Genomic DNA, 19,206 nt, shown 5'->3' on the forward strand with positions numbered 1-19,206 from the left:
GTTACTCGTCTTTTTGCTTTTTCGCTCTTGGGTGAGCGCTATCATACACTTTTGCTAAGTGTTGAAAATCTAAATGGGTGTAGACCTGAGTGGCTGATAAGCTGGCATGCCCAAGCATCTCTTGTACCGCGCGCAAGTCACCGCTGGATTCTAGCATGTGGCTGGCGAACGAGTGCCTCAGTTTATGGGGGTGAATAGGTGTACTAACCCCTTGTTTCAGACCCCATTCTTTCATTCTTGCGCGGACATGGCGAGGACTGATCCGGCGCTTTAATTTGCTCACAAAAAGCGCAGATTCTTCCAACGTTGCAAATTGCGGCCTTATTTTGAGCCAATCAGCTAGCGCGTTTAGCGCTTTGCCGCCGACAGGCACAACACGCTCCTTGCCGCCTTTACCAAGCACGCGTATTTCACCGTCTTTGACATCCAATAGGTTTGCACCAACCAACTCGCTTAATCGCAAACCACTAGAGTACATTAATTCCATCATGGCTTTGTCACGAATGGCAAGCGCATCATCTGCCTGAATTTCCAGAAGTTGTCCCATTTGGTCAACATCAAGGTTCTTTGGGAGTGGCTTTTGAAACTTAGGCCCTCGGATCCCTTGCGCGGGATTGACGACAGCCTGTTGCGATTGTGACTTGAGCTTGAGAAATTTATATAAGCTCCGAATACAACTGAGCTTAAGGTTGATGGTTCTTGGGCTGTAATTTTGACCACGAAGCTTCATGCTGTAGCGGCGGATTTGCTCGCCACTGACTTCAAGCCAAGAAGAGGCGTGGTCACTAAAATACTGCGCTGCTTGGAGCAGCTGAGTGTTGTATTGAGTTAGTGTATGTTCTGAGTAGTGCTTTTCGTGGCGCAAGTGTGCCATAAAGGCGGTTACTGGTTGCGTCCAATCTTCCGATAGTGGTGTTAGGCTCATGCCAGCGCTTCGAGCTTAAGCGATAATGTTTGAATAAAAGCCGTGATCAACATATTGTCATGTTGTGGCGAAAAGTGCTCTGGTGAGTGGCTGGCAAAGGCCAGAATAAAGCGACCTTTGTCTGACGCATCAACGCGGTAAAGTGCTACCGATCCTACTTCAATATCGGCAAACAAGAGTTCAGCTTGTGACTGACTGAGTCGTCCTAAGTAGCAGTTGTTACTGCTCAGTTTAGCTGACACTAGTTCCAAAAGCGTATCATCGATGTTGATGAGTTTACATGCTTGGATGTCCGGGTGGTCCTCAAAGCGCTGTGCTAACGTATGATTGATAGCACTCAACTCAGTACAACGCATGATAGCCAATTGGCATTCACTCAATTGCTTGAAAACCAGCTCGTTGGCTTTTGCATAATGGACCATGTCTTTGATCTGCTGCTGTAGTGAGTTGACTTCGTCGCGGAGCATCCGCTGCTGGTGCAAAGCAAGGTTTGGGAGCCCTTGCTGCTGGTGGTGTAGCTGCAAATCCAATAGCACATAAGGGTGTCTGAGCAAAAAATCAGGATGCTTGCGCAGGTACTCAATGACTAATTGTTCAGTTGAATTTGCTTCTTTTATGGTCATATTGCGATTTGCCCGTCAAAAACATGCTCCGCCGGTCCGGTCATTTTCACTACTTGACCTTGACCGCCCCAACGTACCTGAAGACTGCCACCTGGTAGGTCGACCCTAACGGTTTCCTCTAACTTGCCTTGCATTATGCCAGCAACAACAGCGGCACATGCACCAGTCCCACAGGCAAGCGTTTCGCCAGCGCCGCGCTCCCATACACGTAGCTTAACGTATTCACGAGAAATCACTTCCATAAAGCCAATATTGGCCTTTTGTGGGAAACGTTCGTGGTGTTCAAGGAGTGGTCCAAGTGTAGCTACCTCAGCGGTTTCTACGCTATCGACAATAATCACGCCATGAGGATTGCCCATAGAAACCGCGCTACAAAACACCGTATGTTCTTCCGCTCTTAAAATATAGGTGTTTTCTTGTTTGTTTGCACGAAACGGAATGGCTTGTGGGTTAAAGTTTGGTTTGCCCATATTCACGGTAACTTGGCCGTCTTTTTCGGTATAAAGGGTGATATTGCCGCCCTTTGTAGAGACACAAACCTTGTGTTTGTTCGTTAAGCCCTTCATTCGCACAAAACGAGCAAAACATCGAGCACCGTTACCACACTGCTCAACTTCGTTACCATCCGCATTGAAAATACGATAATGAAAATCTAAGTCCGGGGAATAAGGCGCTTCAACCATCAACAGCTGATCAAAGCCAATTCCAAAGTGGCGATCTGCTAACTTCTTAATTTGGTCTCGAGACAAAAACACATTTTGGGTGACATTATCTATCACCACAAAGTCGTTGCCTAAACCATGCATTTTTGAAAAGTTTATAAACATAGAGTGGTTATCTTTTGGTATAAAACCATGGCCTCACTTTGCTAATACTTTGCCATGGATACCTCGACTAGGGAAGCTGCTTGGCATTAAGCCTTGTTTTGCATCCCTAGGACGTATCCAAGTCGGATTATTGTGGCAGTAGTTGCTCAAATTGCCACAGAGATTCTAACGGCTCTCTTTGGCGGATTAGATGGTGTTGGTTGTTATCAACCATGACCTCAGCACAGCGGGGACGTGAGTTGTAATTTGAACTCATGGTAAAGCCATACGCGCCTGCACTGCGCTGTACTAATAAGTCACCAGCCTTAATTTTAAGTACCCGGTCTTTACCTAGAAAGTCACCCGTTTCACATACTGGACCAACCACGTCGTAATTTATCGCGTCAACGTCGTCTCGCGGTGTGACTGGCACGATATTTTGCCAAGCCTGATAAAGCGATGGTCGCAGCATGTCGTTCATGCCAGCATCAACAATGGCAAAATGCTTATGCTCGGTTGGCTTAATAAATTCTACTTTAGTCACCAGCACACCGGCATTGGCAGCAATCGCACGACCAGGCTCAAAAATGAGCTCTAGATCATTGAACTGCGCCAATCGTGCTTTAATCTCTGCAGCGTAAGCACTCGGATGTGGCGGTTTTTCACCGTCATAAGGCACGCCAAGACCGCCACCAATATCGAGATGATGTAAGTAAATTCCCGCTTTTTCAAGTTGAGAAATTAGGGCCAGCACTTTATCTAAAGCCGCTAAAAATGGATTAACCTCAACCAACTGAGAGCCGATGTGGAAGTCGATCCCAACCACTTTTAAACCCGGTAGTGCATAAGCGAGCTGGTAAACATCAAATGCGGCTTTGATATCAATACCAAATTTGTTCTCTTTTAACCCAGTTGAAATATAGGGGTGAGTTTTTGCATCGATATCTGGGTTTACACGCAATGAAATTGGCGCAATCTTATCCAGTTTGGTTGCCACTTCACTGATACGGTGAAGCTCTGCAATCGACTCAACATTAAAGCATTTAATACCAGTCTCAAGCGCAAACGCGATTTCATCTTCCGTTTTCGCAACACCAGAAAAAACGACTTTTTGGGGATCTCCCCCTGCTTTTAGCACTCGCGCAAGTTCACCCTTCGACACAATATCAAAACCAGAACCAAGCTGAGCCAAGACGTTCAACACGGCGATATTTGAATTCGCCTTTACTGCGTAACACACTAAGTGGGGATGACCGGCTGCGGCGTCCGTAAAAGCGTGATAATGCCGCGCTAAAGTCTTCTTCGAGTAGACATAGCAGGGAGTGCCATATTGCTCGGCGATTGTGGTTATGGCGACATCTTCAGCGAATAGTTCGCCATCTTGATAATTGAAATAATCCATTTTAACGCTCCTGTTGTTCTGCTTCAGGCTGGTTTGCTTGTGCTGCTTTCGGTTGGTTTGGTTTTTTAGCCTGTTGTTCAGGCAAATAAAGCGGACCGCTTTGACCGCAACCCGATAATCCGATTAAAGTAGTAAAAACAAGTGCCGTTACGCTAAATTTATAAGGTGTCGCTTTCATTAGATAATTCGTGTCAGTGCCTTTATAATCGCAGAGTAACAGAATTGATAAAAAAAGCAGCTTTTCGCTATTGAAATTTCGTCTTCATCAAATTGCTCAAATAGCGAGTTAAGCTTAGGCACCATGCCGCAGTGCGTCAGTAAGAGGAAATCACGATGACAGAAAGTGAATATCATGAGTTAGCCGATGCGCTAATGTTGACTATTGAAGAGCAGATCGATGATTGTGACGCTGATTTAGATTACGAATCAGCATCGGGAATTCTAGAGATTATTTTCCCTGACAAGAGCAAAATTGTTATCAACAAACAAGCACCATTACACCAAGTCTGGGTGGCGACTAAGTTTAATGGTCATCACTTTGAATTGCGTGGGGAACAGTGGATTGATAATCGCTCAGGTGCTGAGTTTTGGCAATTTATGAGCGATGCGGCGACTAAACAAGCAAATATCGCAATAGAGTGGCAGCACGATTAATGTTGGAGTTTGTAGATTATCCTGCCAAAGGACAACATAAAGCGAGTATTATTTGGCTCCATGGTTTGGGCGATTCAGGTAACGGCTTTTTACCCATTGCATCTGAGTTAAACCTACCTGACGAATTGGGTGTACACTTTATTTTTCCACATGCACCAGAGCAACCGGTCACTATAAATGGTGGCATGGTGATGCGTGCATGGTATGACATTAAATCATTTGATCTGGATAAAAGAGCGGATGAGCAAGGTGTGCGAGACTCATCAGCTCAGGTTGAAGCGTTAATTCAGGCACAGTTAGATAAAGGTATTCCAGCTAACCGTATTATCCTAGCTGGTTTTTCTCAAGGGGGCGTGATTGCGCTCCATCTTGCGCCGCGTTTAACTGTTAAATTGGCTGGTGTCATGGCACTATCAACTTATATGTGTGTGCCTGAAAAGCTCAGCGTAGAAGCTCAGCAAAGCGAGCTCACTATTTTTATGGCGCATGGCAGTGCTGATCCTGTCGTGCCGATGTTTGCAGGTGAGCACGCATTTAACACGTTACAACAGCAAGGCTATGAAGTGAGCTGGCAAGACTACCCAATGGAGCATCAGGTATGTCTTGAAGAGTTAAAAGCCATTCGCGCTTGGTTAATTACGAGACTAAGCGATTAATATTAAGTGGTATAAGGTACTGGTGACAGATACAGGAGCAAAGCAATGTCACAAAAGATTGTCATAAAAACGTCGGTGAGTAAGCAACCCTCAGAGCCCTCAGCGGTGACCTATCAATGGCACTGGAAACGCATTTTTATGGCAACGGCAGCATTTGCTGGCATTGCAACCGTGGGTGTTTATGGTGTCGTGGATAACGTTAACGCAGATGAAGATGATGTCCAAGTGACAGTACCTATGCATGCCACCATTGCGAAAACCGATACATCGCTGAATGATTCTCCTGCATTAGTAGACTCTAATGAGGAGCTTGAGGGCGAAAGTGCTGATGTATCGCCCGATACCGCTTTAGCGACGCCCGAACTTACCCCAGTTGGTGCCGCGACGACCTCAATAGAGGTCGCTCAAGTCATTGCGTTAGACCAAGTGCAACAACAAACTTCTGAAGAAACAGAAACAGAAACAGAAACAGAAACAGAAACAGAAACAGAAACAGAAACAGAAACAGAAACAGAAACAGAAACAGAAACAGAAACAGAAGTAATGGCTGAAGCTAAAAATCAATTTGATGCTGAAGCGCGCATAGCCAGTGTCGCGCTAGGAGCAAAAATAGACACGCAATTTATCAGCCGCGCTGTGCTTACTACGATGATTGACGACCGCGAACCAACAAACGTGTTAAAAGACGTGATCGCGACAACTCAGTTTAGTGACAAGCTCTACTTTTTCACCGAAGTACATGCGCTTAAAGATCAAGTGGTGTCGCACCTGTGGTTTCATCAAGACGAGTTGATGGCAGAAGTGGAGCTGCCGATCCAAGCCGCGCGCTACCGTACTTATTCAAGTAAGAACGTCATGCCGAGTCAAACCGGGGATTGGCGTGTTGAGGTGGTGACGCAGTCTGGACAACTGCTTGCCCAAAAGACGTTCCGCATTGTGGACAACAGTCAGCAATAATCTTACACGCAGTATTGTGTATGGCAGCACGCGACTGACTGCCATCACCACATAGTTAACTCTTTGCAGCGGCAATAACGCTGTAATAAAAGAAAGGCAAATCATGACAGAACAAGTTTCCATATTACGTATTGCAACGCGCAAAAGTGCTTTGGCGCTATGGCAAGCCGAATTTGTGAAGGCAGAGCTTGAAAAACACCATGCGAATCTAAAAGTAGAGCTCGTGCCGATGTCGACTAAAGGCGACAAGATCTTAGATACACCACTGGCAAAAATTGGCGGTAAAGGGTTGTTCGTCAAAGAGCTTGAGCAGGCCATGCTAGAAGGGCGCGCAGATATTGCGGTGCATTCTATGAAAGATGTACCAGTTGATTTCCCAGAGGGGCTAGAGCTGCATACTATTTGTGAACGTGAAGACCCAAGGGACGCGTTTGTGTCTAATACTTATACCTCACTTGCAGAGTTGCCTGAGGGCGCTGTGGTTGGCACATCAAGCCTGCGTCGCCAATGTCAAATTCGAGCAGCGCGTCCGGACTTAGTCATTAAGGATTTACGTGGTAATGTGAATACTCGCCTAGCCAAGCTCGATGCGGGTGAGTTTGATGCCATTATTTTGGCCGCAGCGGGACTCATCCGTTTAGAAATGGTGGATAGAATCGCAAGTTATATTGAACCTGAAGCTTCATTACCGGCCAATGGTCAAGGTGCTGTCGGCATCGAATGTCGTAGCGATGATGCTCAAACCAAAGCATTCCTCGCTCCACTGGAGCACACTGATACGCGTATTCGTGTACTTGCCGAGCGGGCAATGAACCGCCGTTTGGAAGGGGGGTGTCAGGTTCCTATCGGTGCTTACGCAGAAGTCTCGGGCGATCAGGTGCACTTGCGCGGCTTAGTGGGCGCTGTTGATGGCAGCGAAATCTTGCGCGGCGAATGCTCAGGTACGGTTGCAGAGGCCGAGCAACTTGGAATTCAATTGGCAGAATCATTACTTGCGCAAGGTGCAGATAAAATTCTTGCTGAGGTTTATAGGGACGCTTAAATGAAAGTTGTGCTAACTCGACCCGTTGGCAAATCAGAACCTTTATCTGAGTTACTGACACAGCAGCAAATTAGCTCTGTGATTTGCCCAGTATTGCAGCTTAATGAAGTGGCGGTGAGTGACACCGCCAAAGCAATGATAAGCGAAGCTGAGTTAGCTATTTTTGTCTCGCCGGATGCGGTGCGATACTTTCACCAACTAGAAGTACCATTAGCCGGACATTGTGCAGCTTTTGCTGTTGGCGAAGGCACGGCAGATGCTATCCTGCACACCCTAAACATCAAGGCCAAATACCCCAAACAACCTGATTCCGAAGGCTTGCTTGCACTCCCGCAGCTATCCTCAGTTGAGGGCAAGCGTGTATTATTGGTCAAAGGGAAAGGCGGGCGTCCCGTCATTGCACAAACCTTAAAAGCACGGGGTGCTATTCTTGACAGTCTGGTGGTTTATGAGCGTGTTGCAGTAAAAGACAATGCAGATGGCTGGTTAGACCACTGGCGAAGCCAACAGATTGAAGGTATAGTCATTACCAGTAATAGTGCAGCGGATGCGATTTTTAATACGCAGTCGTCAGCAAGTAAAGATTGGTTGGCTCAGCGCACTTTCTTTGTTGTGAGCCAACGTATTGCTGAGCATGTACAGCAATACTATAACATCAAACAGTCTCAAATTGTGGTATGTCATGGCCCTGATAATCGTGCCATCGCAGGGAGTATCATCGACTATACCAAGCAGCAAGGGCGCAAAATGACTCAGTCTGAATCGCAAACAAAGAATACAAATCCTCAGCAAGCTGCAAAAACAGCAGAGCAAACCGTAACGCCACATCACGCGAAGGCCGGTGTGAGTAAGGTTGCGCTCTTTGCGTTATTGGTGGCGTTGGGTAGTGGCGCTGGTGCTGGCTATGTCTATTTGCAACAGCAACAACAGTTGCAACAAGCGTTGCTAGCTAACCAAGCGATTAACGCTGAAAATCAGCTACTAAACACGCAGCTGAGTGGCGCTAAATCGCAACTTCAGCGAGTAGAAAAAGTGCTTGATTCGCTGCAAGACAATGTCGCAAAGCGATTGGCTGAGCAGCAACAGCATGTGGAAACTCAGCTAACGCAGACGCTTGCCAAGGCGCAGCAGCAAGTAAGCGGAGCAGTGGCCTCTGAGGCGCTGTATTTACAGCGCCTTGCTGCATTTAAGGTTGCGGCAGAGCAAGATTATCTTGGTGCAATCGCTATCCTTCAGCGCTTGCAAGAGAGCTTAGAGTCTGAGTCCAACACGGCTGCTGTTAAGCAGGCGATTGCTAAAGACATTGCCGCTTTGAAGGCCTTGCCTAAGCCGCAAACGGAGTCACTTTACTTTGAGCTTCATGGTTTATTGTCTCAAGTTGATACGCTAGCGATCAAAACCAAGCAAATTCCGCAAAAGGCAGCGAGTGAAGATGCTGCGTTGTCGCAACAGGTTGATGATTGGCAAGCGAACTTAAAGCGCTCTTGGCGGGGATTGGTTGATGACTTTATTACCATACGTCACCATGATGAAGTGGTGATAGACCCACTCCTAGATAAAAATGAGCAGCTGCTTATACGCACGCAGCTGCGTGCCTATTTAACCCAAGCACAAACCGCATTAATGGATCAACAAGCGAGCATTTACTTCAGTGCGCTTGATAGTGCGGCCGACACGTTGGCGCGTTATTTTGATACGCAACACGCGCCTGTGAGCGCGATGCAGCAGGCTTTAAACAAGCTGAGCCGCAGTGAAGTTCAGCGCCAAGAGTCGATTGAGCTTGCCACCCCAGCAGCAGTAAAAGGGTGGCTAAAATGATGGCAAAAATCATCACCTTCGCGCTTATTTTTATCGCGCTAGCCGCCAGTCATTTGCTCATTGATGAGAAAGGCTATGTGTTGATCTCTTTTAATCAAACCACGATTGAAGGCAGCATAGTGTCTTTCACTATCTTGCTGTTGCTTGCCATCACAGCTTTCGTGTTGTTGGGTAAGGTAGTGCGTTGGTCGTGGCATCGTCTAGTCAATACGAAAGGTCATTTTTCCAGAAAGCGTAAACTAAAAGCGCAACAAGCATGGAACGAAAGTTTGTGGCTATTTATTAACGGCGAAGTGGAACAAGCCGCAACCTTATTGACGAAAACGCCGCAGCCGGATGAACGCCAAGACTATGTGCGTGCCATCGCAGCCAAAGCGGCGTTAAAGCAAGGAGATGTTGTCAAAGCGAATACGGAGCTAGAAGCAATATCGGATGATAATCAAGGGCAGCTCGCGGCACTGTGGATAGAGGCAAATAATAGTGAACAGGCGTTGGCTTTACTTGATGACAAAATGTCTATTGCTAAACCGACGTCTGCGGTGCTTAGCGGTTACATTTTAGGATGCCTACAGGCTAAGCAACCGGAGCTGGCCGCTGCACAAATCGCGAAGTGGTATAAAAAGCTTAACTGGAGTGATGTACAGTGGCAGAGTGTGTTCGAGCGCATGTTTGTGATAGCCCCAGAGCAAGCAGACACTTTGTTTAGTACGCTACCTAAGGCAGTAAAAGCGCATGCAATACCAGCCCTTAATAAGCTGAAGCTGCAACAGGGGCGCATAGCGGAAGTGTTGGGGGAGCTCAAGAAGCTGCTCAAACAAGGTCAATATCACCAGTTGGCGGACTATCTGCAACACAGCACGCAAAGTAGTAATGAACTCAAGTTAGCACTGCAGCAGCAATTGAAAAAACATCCAGATGACAAGGAGTTGCTGTTCGCATTAGCTTGCCTTTGCAATGCTGAGGGGGATTATGAGCTTGCTGCGAAGATCTTTGACTCCTTAAGCGCAAACCCTTGGGAAGCGCGTTGGAGTAAGCAAGCTCAGCTCGCCTACGAAAAAATGCATACGTACGAGAAAGCGTATTTAATCGCAAAATCGTAACGAAAAGCCTGTGCAGCAATGTGCAGGCTTTTTTGCATTAAAGTTAGCTATACTCCATTCTGACATATGTCCTTGCTATCTCAGTTTAGGTGCGTATGATCCCAAAAATTTTAACTGCAAATCGAGTCTCTTATGATCAATAACACACTTCCACTATTAGATTTACATCGCCACTTAGATGGTAACGTTCGTGCTACAACGATTTTAGAACTTGGCCAGCAGTTTAATATGGATTTACCTGCAACGGATCTCGAAGGTCTACGCCCGCATGTTCAAGTGTTGGACAATGCACCCAATCTAATGGCGTTTCTTGAAAAACTAGATTGGGGCGTAAAGGTACTAGGTGACTACGATGCTTGTCGCCGTATTGCGATTGAAAATGTTGCCGACGCAGTTGCACAAGGTATTGATTACACTGAACTAAGATTTAGTCCTTACTACATGGCAAAAAACCATAATCTACACCCGCAGGGTGTTGTTGAAGCCGTAGTCGATGGTGTACAAAGTGCCGTTAAAGGTCAAGACATTAAGGTTAACCTGATCGGGATTATGTCACGCACATTTGGTGTGGAAAAGTGCCAATATGAGCTAGACGCGCTACTTGCCTTTAAAGAGCAGTTGGTTGCGATTGACCTCGCGGGTGACGAGCTGGGTTTCCCGGGCGAGCTGTTTATTGAGCATTATAAGCAGGTTCGCGATGCTTACCTTGGCGTGACGGTACATGCTGGCGAAGCTGAGGGTGCGGTAAGTATCTGGCAAGCCATTAAAGAACTTGGTGCGACACGTATCGGTCACGGAGTTAAAGCAATCCATGACCCAGCACTGATGGACTATTTACGTGATAATCGTATCGGGATCGAGTCTTGCTTAACCAGTAACATTCAAACAAGCACTGTCGAAAGTTTAACAACGCATCCCTTGAAAGCATTTTTAGATCATGGCGTATTGGCAACCATCAATACAGATGATCCTGCGGTTCAAGGTATCGAGTTGGATAACGAGTATAGCCATGCAGCTGCGGCGGCAGGTTTAGATTTGAGTGATATCCATAAAGCGCAGCGCAATGCAGTTGAGATTGCCTTTTTAAGTGAAGCTGATAAAAAAGCGTTGCTTGTAAAGAAAGCGTAAGTTGAAATTGCTGTGTGGGATCACCCCGCACAGCTAAGATAACTCTCTTTTAGTGCCGCAACGACTTGGCTGCGTGTCACAATACCAATAACTTTGCCTTCATTGAGTACGGGATAAACCTTAGGACTATTTTGCTGCATGCGTTGTGCAAGGTCGACAACGGTTGTTGCAGCTTCAATGCTGAGGGCAGGCGTTGCCAGTAAATCTCTCAGCTGTACTTTACCATCACAAAAGTAGCTAGAATTAAGCAAAGGCTTGAGCAGCTGCTGCTCTGATATAAATCCAACAAGATGACGCTGTGAATCTATCACTGGTGCACCAATTAAATGATGCTTTTGCAGCAAACTAATCGCGTTGGTCAGTTCGGTCTCGGCGGTTAATAGTGGGAAATCGGGTGACATGATGTCACGAACATAGAGTTTACTCATCATACTTCTTGCGGTGTTTGTGTGTAATATGAGAGTAGCGGGTGAGATTTTCTTGGTAAAATGGATTATTTTGATTGGTTTGTTCTGTTTTTTCGATGTGTGACTAAAGATCAGTCACACATTGTATAAATCGCTATTTAATAAACGCAAAGGCGTCGGCATACATAAAGTCGCGCTCAGCACCATGATTGATAAAGTCATCACGCACGATGCCAATCATGTCAAAGCGGCCAGCCATATAAATGCTGTACGGCTCTAAAGAAACGATATCTTTCATCACAGCCTGATGAACGAAACCACGATGGCCTTTCCATGCTTCACTGGCATTTTCTACCACAGGAATAAACTGGAAATGTTTATTTGAGGCGGCCCAAGCTTCCATCTCCGCTTTTGCATACAACGCAGCTTCTTCTTTTACACCCCAGTAAAATAATACTGGTTGGTCGTAACCCGTTTCAGCCAAGTGATCGGCCATAGATTTGACATAAGAAAACCCTGTGCCGCCGGCAAGTAGTACTAGTGGACGCGCTTGATCAACACGGATCTGAGAGACGCCAAGACCAACTTCTAATGCAACGGTTTGCTTTGTATCAAAAGCGTTACGTAGGTGATCTAGTGATTGCATGGCATAAGAGTCAGCGCCAGAAGCACCGATATGTAACTCTAACTGCTCTGTTTTTGAAGGGCTGCTGGCAATCGAGAAAGCACGTTTGTCTTTTTCACCAAGTACCAATTGCAGATACTGGCCGGCTTCGAATTGCACCGCTTCTTCAGGTTTTAATATAACTTTGTGAACAAATTCCGTAAGAGGTGTAATTGAGACAACCTCTGCTGCTAATACTTGCATGTGTTACCTTTATTAAGCACGTGGCTAAAGTCTGTGCACTCTAGCATAGCTGAGTGCACAATGTTAGATGATATATGTCATTTGATGGTGATCCCTAGGGTATCCCAAATTTCGTCAACGCGTTGTTTAACCTCGGGATCCATAACGATAGGCTGGCCCCATTCACGGTCGGTCTCACCCGGCCATTTGTTGGTTGCGTCCATACCCATTTTAGAACCAAGTCCAGACACGGGGGAAGCAAAATCGAGATAATCGATAGGCGTGCTTTCAACTAAGGTGGTGTCTCTAGCGGGATCCATACGTGTTGTTATCGCCCAAATCACATCATTCCAGTCACGAGCATTTACATCATCATCGCAAACAATGACAAACTTGGTGTACATAAACTGTCTAAGGAAAGACCATACGCCCATCATCACGCGTTTAGCATGCCCCGGATACTGTTTTTTCATGGTGACGACCGCCATGCGGTATGAGCAGCCTTCTGGTGGAAGGTAAAAATCGACGATTTCCGGAAATTGCTTTTGTAAAATCGGCACGAATACTTCGTTGAGGGCAACGCCAAGAATGGCAGGCTCATCAGGCGGGCGGCCCGTATAAGTGCTGTGATAAATTGGATCTTTGCGATGCGTCATATGGGTGACAGTCATTACAGGGAAGTCGTCAACTTCATTGTAGTAGCCGGTGTGATCGCCATATGGACCTTCTGGCGCGAGCTCGCCCGGTTGAATATATCCTTCTAAGACGATTTCGGCACTCGCTGGTACTTGCAGGTCGTTAGAAATAGATCTAACGACCTGCGTCTTACTACCACGCAATAGACCAGCAAATGCATATTCGCTCAAGGTATCTGGAACCGGGGTTACCGCACCTAAAATCGTCGCCGGATCAGCGCCAAGTGCAACAGATACCGGATACGGTTCGCCCGGATGCTCTTTGCACCACTCCTGAAAATCAAGCGCGCCGCCGCGATGTGATAGCCAGCGCATAATAATTTTGTTTTTACCCAATAGCTGCTGACGATAAATCCCTAAGTTCTGACGCTTTTTATAAGGACCTTTGGTTACCGTTAACCCCCACGTGATTAAAGGTGCTGCATCACCAGGCCAGCAATGTTGAATAGGTAGTTTAGTGAGATCGACCTCACCACCGCTCAATACGACTTCTTGGCATGGGGCTTTTTTCACTTCTTTGGCAGGCATATTCAACACTTGTTTGAATACCGGTAGCTGGCCAATGGCTTCTTTAATTCCCTTCGGTGGATCGGGTTCTTTTAAAAAAGCGAGTAACTTGCCGACTTCTCTTAGTTCACTGACATCGCTTTGTCCCATCCCCATTGCAACGCGCTTTGGTGTGCCAAATAGGTTAGCCAGTACAGGGATGTCATAACCAACAGGGTTTTCAAATAGGATTGCGGGTCCACCTGCTCGCAGCGTCCTGTCTGCTATTTCAGTCATTTCTAATTTGGTGGAAATGGGCTGCTTGACGCGAACAAGTTCTCCTTGTTTTTCAAGCTGGGTTATAAAATCTCGTAAGTCTTGGTATTTCATTGGCGCACTATGAATTGAGTTTGGCTTAGTATATCAACTAGGCATATTTTTCCTAGCTGTACGGATGGGATGGTGAAAAGGTTTAGTTACCCACTTTTGCGTCTACACTATTGCGAAATAGACTACACTTTCAGAACTTATCGGCTTGTCAGTGCGCCAGAGCAAGTGTATAAATTGTTATAAATAGATGTGTGTGTTGAGTTGTTTTGATATGAAACAAGCAAAAATCGACTTTCGATGTAGCTCACATACCCTTTGCGCTATAGTCGCCGCGGTTGCATAAAACGATATCCTGAGGGGTCTGAGTTTGAAGTTGATGTCAAAATTGCTCGGGGGGCTGCTGTTGCTGTTTTGTATGTCAGCGCCAGCTAACGAGTTACCATATTATACTTTTTCTAATCATAGTGCGGTGATGCTGATCATTGAGCCCACGTCTGGAAAAATTTTGGATGCCAATAAGGCAGCTGCCGCATTTTATGGATACAGCGAGGCGGTATTAGAGTCAAAAGTCATACAAGATATCAACTTATTTACTGCCGAGCAGGTTGCTAATGAGCGCCAAGCGGCATTAAATGAAGGCCGTAATTATTTTATCTTCCAACATCAAACCGCAGACGGCAGTGTGAAAACGGTGAGTGTTCACTCAACACCATTTGAGGATAGCGATGGCAAACCTAGGTTACTTTCTATCATTCAAGATATGAGTGAGCAGCGTAAGCTACAGCAAGATCTCTGGCATTACCAAGCCAATCTTGAACAACAGGTCATGCTGCAGACTGAAAAAATCAAGCAAGCCAATATGGTACAGGTTATTTTGTTAACTGCGGTGATAGCTGTGCTGATTCTATCGATGGCAGTATTGATGACCGTTTTGGTCAGGCTAAGGCGCTCCAATCAGCGAGCACAAGACCAAGGTGCGAAACTCAGTGCCATTTTTGATTGTATGACAGCGTACTTGGTGTTTACGGATGAAACACATCATATTGAGGCTGCTAATGGCTCAGTGCTTAGTGACTTCGAACGCTTTGAAAATCTAAAATCCAAGTCTATTTATACCCTGTTCGATGCATTAGACAGCGAACGATTGTTGCTTGATGGAACATTGGAATGTCAATTAGATGCTCGATTTGGTTATCGCAATGTTCGGGTTTCTTGTGCCCCTGTAGTAAGTGAAACACAAGCAAAGCTTGGCTTCATTTATGTCATCCAAGATATCACCGAAGAACTTGAGAATGAACGAGAGCAGCGTTTAGCAAGTACGGTATTTGCGACAACCACTGAAGGCGTGTTGGTCTCCGACAAGCATAATCAAATCCAAATGGTAAATCGCGCATTTAGCGAAATTACAGGTTTTGGCATGGATGAAGTAATTGGGGAAACGCCGGCAATCCTCAATTCTGGACGTCACGATGAGCGCTTTTTCAATGCGTTATATGATGACTTGGTTAACAAAGGCCATTGGGAAGGAGAGATTTGGAATAAGCGTAAAAATGGTGAAATTTATCCGAGTTGGCTGCAGGTATCCGCAGTATTTAACGAAGCTCGGGAAATTGATATGTATGTAGCCCTATTCAGCGATATTACTTCGAGGAAACGTAACGAACAGTTGATGTGGCAGCAAGCCAACTTTGATAGTTTGACGGGCCTTGCAAACCGGCATCATTATCACGTTAAATTTGATTTAGCATTAAAACGAGCAGCTCAGCTAGAAGAGCGCTTTGCAATTTGTTTTATCGATCTTGACCGCTTTAAAGCGGTGAATGACACGCTTGGGCACCATATTGGTGATCTATTACTCAAAGAAGCTGCAAACCGTATTAATGAGTGCGTGCGCAGTTCTGATACCGTTGCAAGATTAGGTGGGGATGAATTTGCGTTATTGCTACAAGATATAAGTTCTATCAGTGATTTAGAGCTGGTTGCGACTAAGATTTTACGTGCGTTAGCTAACCCTTTTCATTTGGAAGGGCACGAAGCTTATGTATCCGGTAGTATGGGGATCACGCTTTACCCAGATGACGGCACCGATCGAAAAATCTTGCTACGTAATGCCGACAGTGCAATGTATAAAGCCAAGGAACATGGTCGCGACTGTTTTCAATTCTACACTTCAGCGATGCATCAACATGCCAAAGCGCGTAGCGTGTTAGAAAGTGCTTTGCATAAAGCACTGTCTAATCGAGAATTATCACTGGTGTACCAGCCTATTTTTTCACAGCTTGGCAGCGGCGACCTCGTTGGCTGCGAGGTGTTGTTAAGATGGAAAAGTGAGTTGCTGGGCCATGTTTCACCCGATCAGTTTATTCCCGTTTGCGAAGAACTAGGCCTTATCTTACCCATTGGAGAGTGGGTGCTGTATCACGCTTGTTCTCAAGTTAAAGCCTGGCAAGACAACTACGGTAGGCCCTTATTTATTGCAGTTAACGTTTCTAGTATTCAGTTTAAACGCCAAGATATGGTCGAGCTAGTAAGAAAAGTACTTAGAGATACCAAACTGGAAGCGAAATATCTGACATTGGAAATCACAGAGTCGGTGCTGGTTGAAAACTCAGATAAAATATTATCGCAATTGAAGGCACTCAGAGAAATGGGCGTAGAACTGGCGATTGACGACTTCGGTACTGGATATTCGTCGTTGAGTTACCTCAAGCGCTTCCCGCTTTCTAAATTGAAAATTGATAGAACCTTTATTCGTGATTTACCAGAAGATGAAGAAGATAAAGCGCTCGTCAGTGCGATTATCTTGATGGCGCATAAATTAAACTTAAGAGTCATTGCGGAAGGGGTTGAAACCCCTGCACAATGTATGTTTTTAAAGAATTTACTGTGTGATATGACACAAGGCTATTTCCATTCTAAACCGGTGGCACAGCAAGAGTTTGAAGCAAACGTTCTAACCATGCAGTATCACAAGCAAAGTCACAGTTAACATGGGTGGTCTTGACATAACTTAGTCAGGGCCGTTTGTGCTTTATGATTACCTTGCTCGGCGGCAAGTTTAAGCCAGTGGATCGCTTTTTTAATGTCTTTTGCACCGCCTTCACCGTCACGAAGCATTGTTCCATAGTTATATTGTGCCCAGGGATTGCCAGTTTTAGCCGCCGCTGCAAATCCCGTTTTTGCTTCTTCAAAATCTCCTAGGCTGTAAGCGCGAATTGCTTCTTGATTCCGTGCAGAGATCTTAGGTCCATTATATAGTGGCTTCGGCTTTTTGAATCGTTGTCTAACAACGCCGCCAAGCACATGGATCCCTACGGGTCTGTAGACGGAGATTATGGTTTCATCGTCAAGTAAGTCTAATAGGTTATCTTTTTCTAGCGTCAGCCTTTGTGGCTTAAAATAATGATCGGTCATTAGCATGCTGACACGGATATCTCGGGTGATGTTACGCATTGTACGGTAAGTGTAGGCACTTTCCTTTACTTCAATGTTGTCATCTGTCAGCTCAGTAATTTGTAAGACCTGAAAAGCAGGATCATAAGCTTGCCCTGTGTTTTTACCTGCATCGAAAATAATCAGGTCATCGATTTGTGGGGATGCTAAGTATATTTGATAACTAGCGATTTGTTGTTGATGTTGGTTATAAAAGTAAAGTGCAATAGTGACCACAATCAGTGTCGACACGGCAACTTTATATTTACTGATAAAGTTGAATATTGTGTCGTAAAAGGAAAAAAATACGCTTTTGATTTCCATATTCTATTAGTTAGTTACGTGTGGGTATGTCTAAGGTAGGCAACTTGAGTGTAGGGGACAAGTGTACTTGTCCCCGTAAGTGTAAGATTTTATTTCCCTGCCATTTTCGTTTTGGCGTCGGCAGCCATTAAGGCAAATACGGCGTATGCCGCGGTATTTTGCTTTAATTTTGCTGGATCGACTTTATCAAGTGTGTCATCAGCAGTGTGGTGATAATCAAAGTAATCCGTGCCATCTTGGTGTAAAGCAAAGATGGGAGCCGATGTGGCATTTTTCAGCGGAATTAAATCAGGACCACCATGTGCGCTATTTTTGCCAATATAAGTAACGCCGAGTGGTGCCAACTGCTTTGCAATTTCACGTACAACCGGTAAAGAGGCGGCATTTACGTTTGATTCAAATGCATACACTACGTCCGCACCAAAATCGGACTCGGACGCGGCTACGATGCGGTCTAATTCTGCCTGATGCTTTTTAAAGTAGGCTTTTGCTCCCCAAAGACCTAGCTCTTCTGCAGCAAATAGGACTACGCGGACACTACGTTTAGGGCGTTTTACATCGGCAATATGTTTCGCTGCTGCCATTGTTAACGCAACACCCGCGCCATCATCGAGCGCACCAGTACCCAGATCCCAAGAGTCTAAATGGCCACCAATCAAGACATATTGCTCTGGAAATTCGGTGCCCGTGAATTCACCGATGACGTTGTAACTGGTTCCTTCACCTAAGTCCTCGGTTTGAATATTTAGCGCGACTTTAACGGCATGACCTGAGTTGATAAGGCGTGCTAGCTGATCCGCGTCTGGGTTCGCAACTGCAGTTGACGGGATCTTTGTCACTCCCGCTTTATAGTGACTGCCGCCAGTGTGCGCGAAGCGGTGGTGGCTGGTACTGACTGAGCGCATCATATAGGCGATAGCGCCTTTTTTAGCTGCTTCTACGGCGCCGCTATTACGAGCTCTTACCGCGGGTCCATAGCCATTACCATCAATATCGCGGTTCATGCGGTAGTTAATAAAGGCTATTTTACCTTTTAAGCTATTGTCTGGCGCGGCAATAAGCTCATCGAGGGTTTCAAATAAAACCACCTCACCACTTAGCCCATCTTTTGGTGTGCTAACGCTGTTACCGAGCGCAGTAAGGTGCAGTGGTTGTTCGCTCGGTATCAGTATTTTTGCAGACTCATGGTAGCGGCGCCATTCAGGAAAGGTCGCTTCCTCAAGCCAGACTTTGTCAAAGCCCAGCTGCTCAAATTGTTTCTTTGCCCAAGCTACCGCTTTTTTATCATTTTCGGTACCCGGTAAGCGTGGGCCTACTTCTGTGGTGAGGGATTCCAGTAATTGCCAGCTTAGGTTGCTGTGGCTTGCCGCTTCTCTGACTTGTTTAACTTGTTCTAGTTGTTGTGTAGTAAATTCTTCGGCTTGCAGTGCTGTGCTCAAACCTGCGCTTAATAAACCAAATGCCAATAGTGATTTAAACTTCATGATAATCCTTGGTAAAAATGGAGTTACCAAGCGATTAAAGCATAAATTGTGATGTAAGTCCGTGTATTGCGATGAGGAAAATTCATCCAC

At 45.7% G+C, this 19,206-nt stretch carries 18 protein-coding genes; 8 read left to right on the forward strand and 10 right to left on the reverse strand.

Going from position 1 to position 19,206, the window contains the following annotated elements:
• Nucleotide 1: 1 nt before the first annotated feature.
• The 5 genes from JJQ94_RS05665 to lptM form a co-directional block, all read right to left on the reverse strand.
• Nucleotides 2-925 carry a tyrosine recombinase XerC gene (locus JJQ94_RS05665; RefSeq protein ID WP_099031392.1) on the reverse strand — a complete coding sequence of 308 codons (924 nt, stop codon included), beginning with the start codon at nt 923-925 and terminating at the stop codon, nt 2-4.
• Nucleotides 922-1,548, reverse strand: a complete 627-nt coding sequence (locus tag JJQ94_RS05670; RefSeq protein WP_099031391.1) for a DUF484 family protein — start codon at nt 1,546-1,548, stop codon at nt 922-924. Before JJQ94_RS05670 ends, JJQ94_RS05665 begins: the two co-directional genes overlap by 4 nt.
• Nucleotides 1,545-2,375 carry a diaminopimelate epimerase gene (gene dapF / locus JJQ94_RS05675; protein ID WP_099031390.1) on the reverse strand — a complete coding sequence of 277 codons (831 nt, stop codon included), beginning with the start codon at nt 2,373-2,375 and terminating at the stop codon, nt 1,545-1,547. The genes JJQ94_RS05670 and dapF overlap by 4 nt, the downstream gene beginning before the upstream one ends.
• Before the next feature lie 127 nt (nt 2,376-2,502).
• Nucleotides 2,503-3,756, reverse strand: coding sequence for a diaminopimelate decarboxylase (gene lysA, locus JJQ94_RS05680; RefSeq protein ID WP_099031389.1), 1,254 nt, complete (start codon nt 3,754-3,756; stop codon nt 2,503-2,505).
• A gap of 1 nt (nt 3,757) precedes the next feature.
• Nucleotides 3,758-3,934, reverse strand: a complete 177-nt coding sequence (lptM, locus tag JJQ94_RS05685; protein WP_099031388.1) for an LPS translocon maturation chaperone LptM — start codon at nt 3,932-3,934, stop codon at nt 3,758-3,760.
• A gap of 155 nt (nt 3,935-4,089) precedes the next feature.
• On the opposite strand from lptM, the gene cyaY reads away from it, so the two are divergent.
• From cyaY to add, 7 genes are all read left to right on the forward strand, one after another.
• Nucleotides 4,090-4,410, forward strand: a complete 321-nt coding sequence (gene cyaY / locus JJQ94_RS05690) for an iron donor protein CyaY (RefSeq protein WP_010604230.1) — start codon at nt 4,090-4,092, stop codon at nt 4,408-4,410.
• Nucleotides 4,410-5,066 carry an alpha/beta hydrolase gene (locus JJQ94_RS05695; RefSeq protein ID WP_099031387.1) on the forward strand — a complete coding sequence of 219 codons (657 nt, stop codon included), beginning with the start codon at nt 4,410-4,412 and terminating at the stop codon, nt 5,064-5,066. The genes cyaY and JJQ94_RS05695 overlap by 1 nt, the downstream gene beginning before the upstream one ends.
• A gap of 45 nt (nt 5,067-5,111) precedes the next feature.
• Complete coding sequence (locus JJQ94_RS05700) at nt 5,112-6,023, forward strand: DUF2914 domain-containing protein (protein WP_201435443.1); 912 nt, start codon at nt 5,112-5,114, stop codon at nt 6,021-6,023.
• Between the two features lie 103 nt (nt 6,024-6,126).
• Nucleotides 6,127-7,065, forward strand: coding sequence for a hydroxymethylbilane synthase (hemC, locus tag JJQ94_RS05705; protein ID WP_099031385.1), 939 nt, complete (start codon nt 6,127-6,129; stop codon nt 7,063-7,065).
• On the forward strand, nt 7,066-8,883 hold the full coding sequence (locus JJQ94_RS05710) for a uroporphyrinogen-III C-methyltransferase (RefSeq protein ID WP_099031384.1): 1,818 nt from the start codon (nt 7,066-7,068) through the stop codon (nt 8,881-8,883).
• Nucleotides 8,880-9,983: a heme biosynthesis HemY N-terminal domain-containing protein gene (locus JJQ94_RS05715; protein ID WP_099031383.1), complete on the forward strand. Its 1,104-nt coding sequence runs from the start codon at nt 8,880-8,882 to the stop codon at nt 9,981-9,983. Before JJQ94_RS05710 ends, JJQ94_RS05715 begins: the two co-directional genes overlap by 4 nt.
• Before the next feature lie 132 nt (nt 9,984-10,115).
• On the forward strand, nt 10,116-11,111 hold the full coding sequence (gene add, locus JJQ94_RS05720; protein WP_099031382.1) for an adenosine deaminase: 996 nt from the start codon (nt 10,116-10,118) through the stop codon (nt 11,109-11,111).
• A gap of 20 nt (nt 11,112-11,131) precedes the next feature.
• On the opposite strand, the gene JJQ94_RS05725 is transcribed toward add, so the two are convergent.
• From JJQ94_RS05725 to ubiD, 3 genes are all read right to left on the reverse strand, one after another.
• A complete protein-coding gene (locus tag JJQ94_RS05725) occupies nt 11,132-11,539 on the reverse strand; it encodes a CBS domain-containing protein (RefSeq protein ID WP_099031381.1) in 408 nt (135 codons plus the stop codon).
• Between the two features lie 133 nt (nt 11,540-11,672).
• On the reverse strand, nt 11,673-12,386 hold the full coding sequence (fre, locus tag JJQ94_RS05730) for an NAD(P)H-flavin reductase (protein ID WP_010378155.1): 714 nt from the start codon (nt 12,384-12,386) through the stop codon (nt 11,673-11,675).
• Between the two features lie 77 nt (nt 12,387-12,463).
• Nucleotides 12,464-13,936, reverse strand: coding sequence for a 4-hydroxy-3-polyprenylbenzoate decarboxylase (gene ubiD, locus JJQ94_RS05735; RefSeq protein ID WP_099031380.1), 1,473 nt, complete (start codon nt 13,934-13,936; stop codon nt 12,464-12,466).
• A gap of 316 nt (nt 13,937-14,252) precedes the next feature.
• Between ubiD and JJQ94_RS05740 the strand changes: the two genes are divergently transcribed.
• Nucleotides 14,253-16,865, forward strand: coding sequence for a sensor domain-containing protein (locus JJQ94_RS05740; protein ID WP_099031379.1), 2,613 nt, complete (start codon nt 14,253-14,255; stop codon nt 16,863-16,865).
• Here JJQ94_RS05740 and JJQ94_RS05745 read toward each other — a convergent pair.
• On the reverse strand, nt 16,862-17,632 hold the full coding sequence (locus tag JJQ94_RS05745) for a tetratricopeptide repeat protein (RefSeq protein ID WP_099031378.1): 771 nt from the start codon (nt 17,630-17,632) through the stop codon (nt 16,862-16,864). The two genes, JJQ94_RS05740 and JJQ94_RS05745, sit on opposite strands and share 4 nt — an antisense overlap.
• Before the next feature lie 89 nt (nt 17,633-17,721).
• Complete coding sequence (locus JJQ94_RS05750; protein WP_099031377.1) at nt 17,722-19,116, reverse strand: M20/M25/M40 family metallo-hydrolase; 1,395 nt, start codon at nt 19,114-19,116, stop codon at nt 17,722-17,724.
• Nucleotides 19,117-19,206: the final 90 nt, after the last annotated feature.

It is taken from the genome of Pseudoalteromonas sp. GCY (assembly GCF_016695175.1).
Taxonomy (GTDB): Bacteria; Pseudomonadota; Gammaproteobacteria; order Enterobacterales; family Alteromonadaceae; genus Pseudoalteromonas.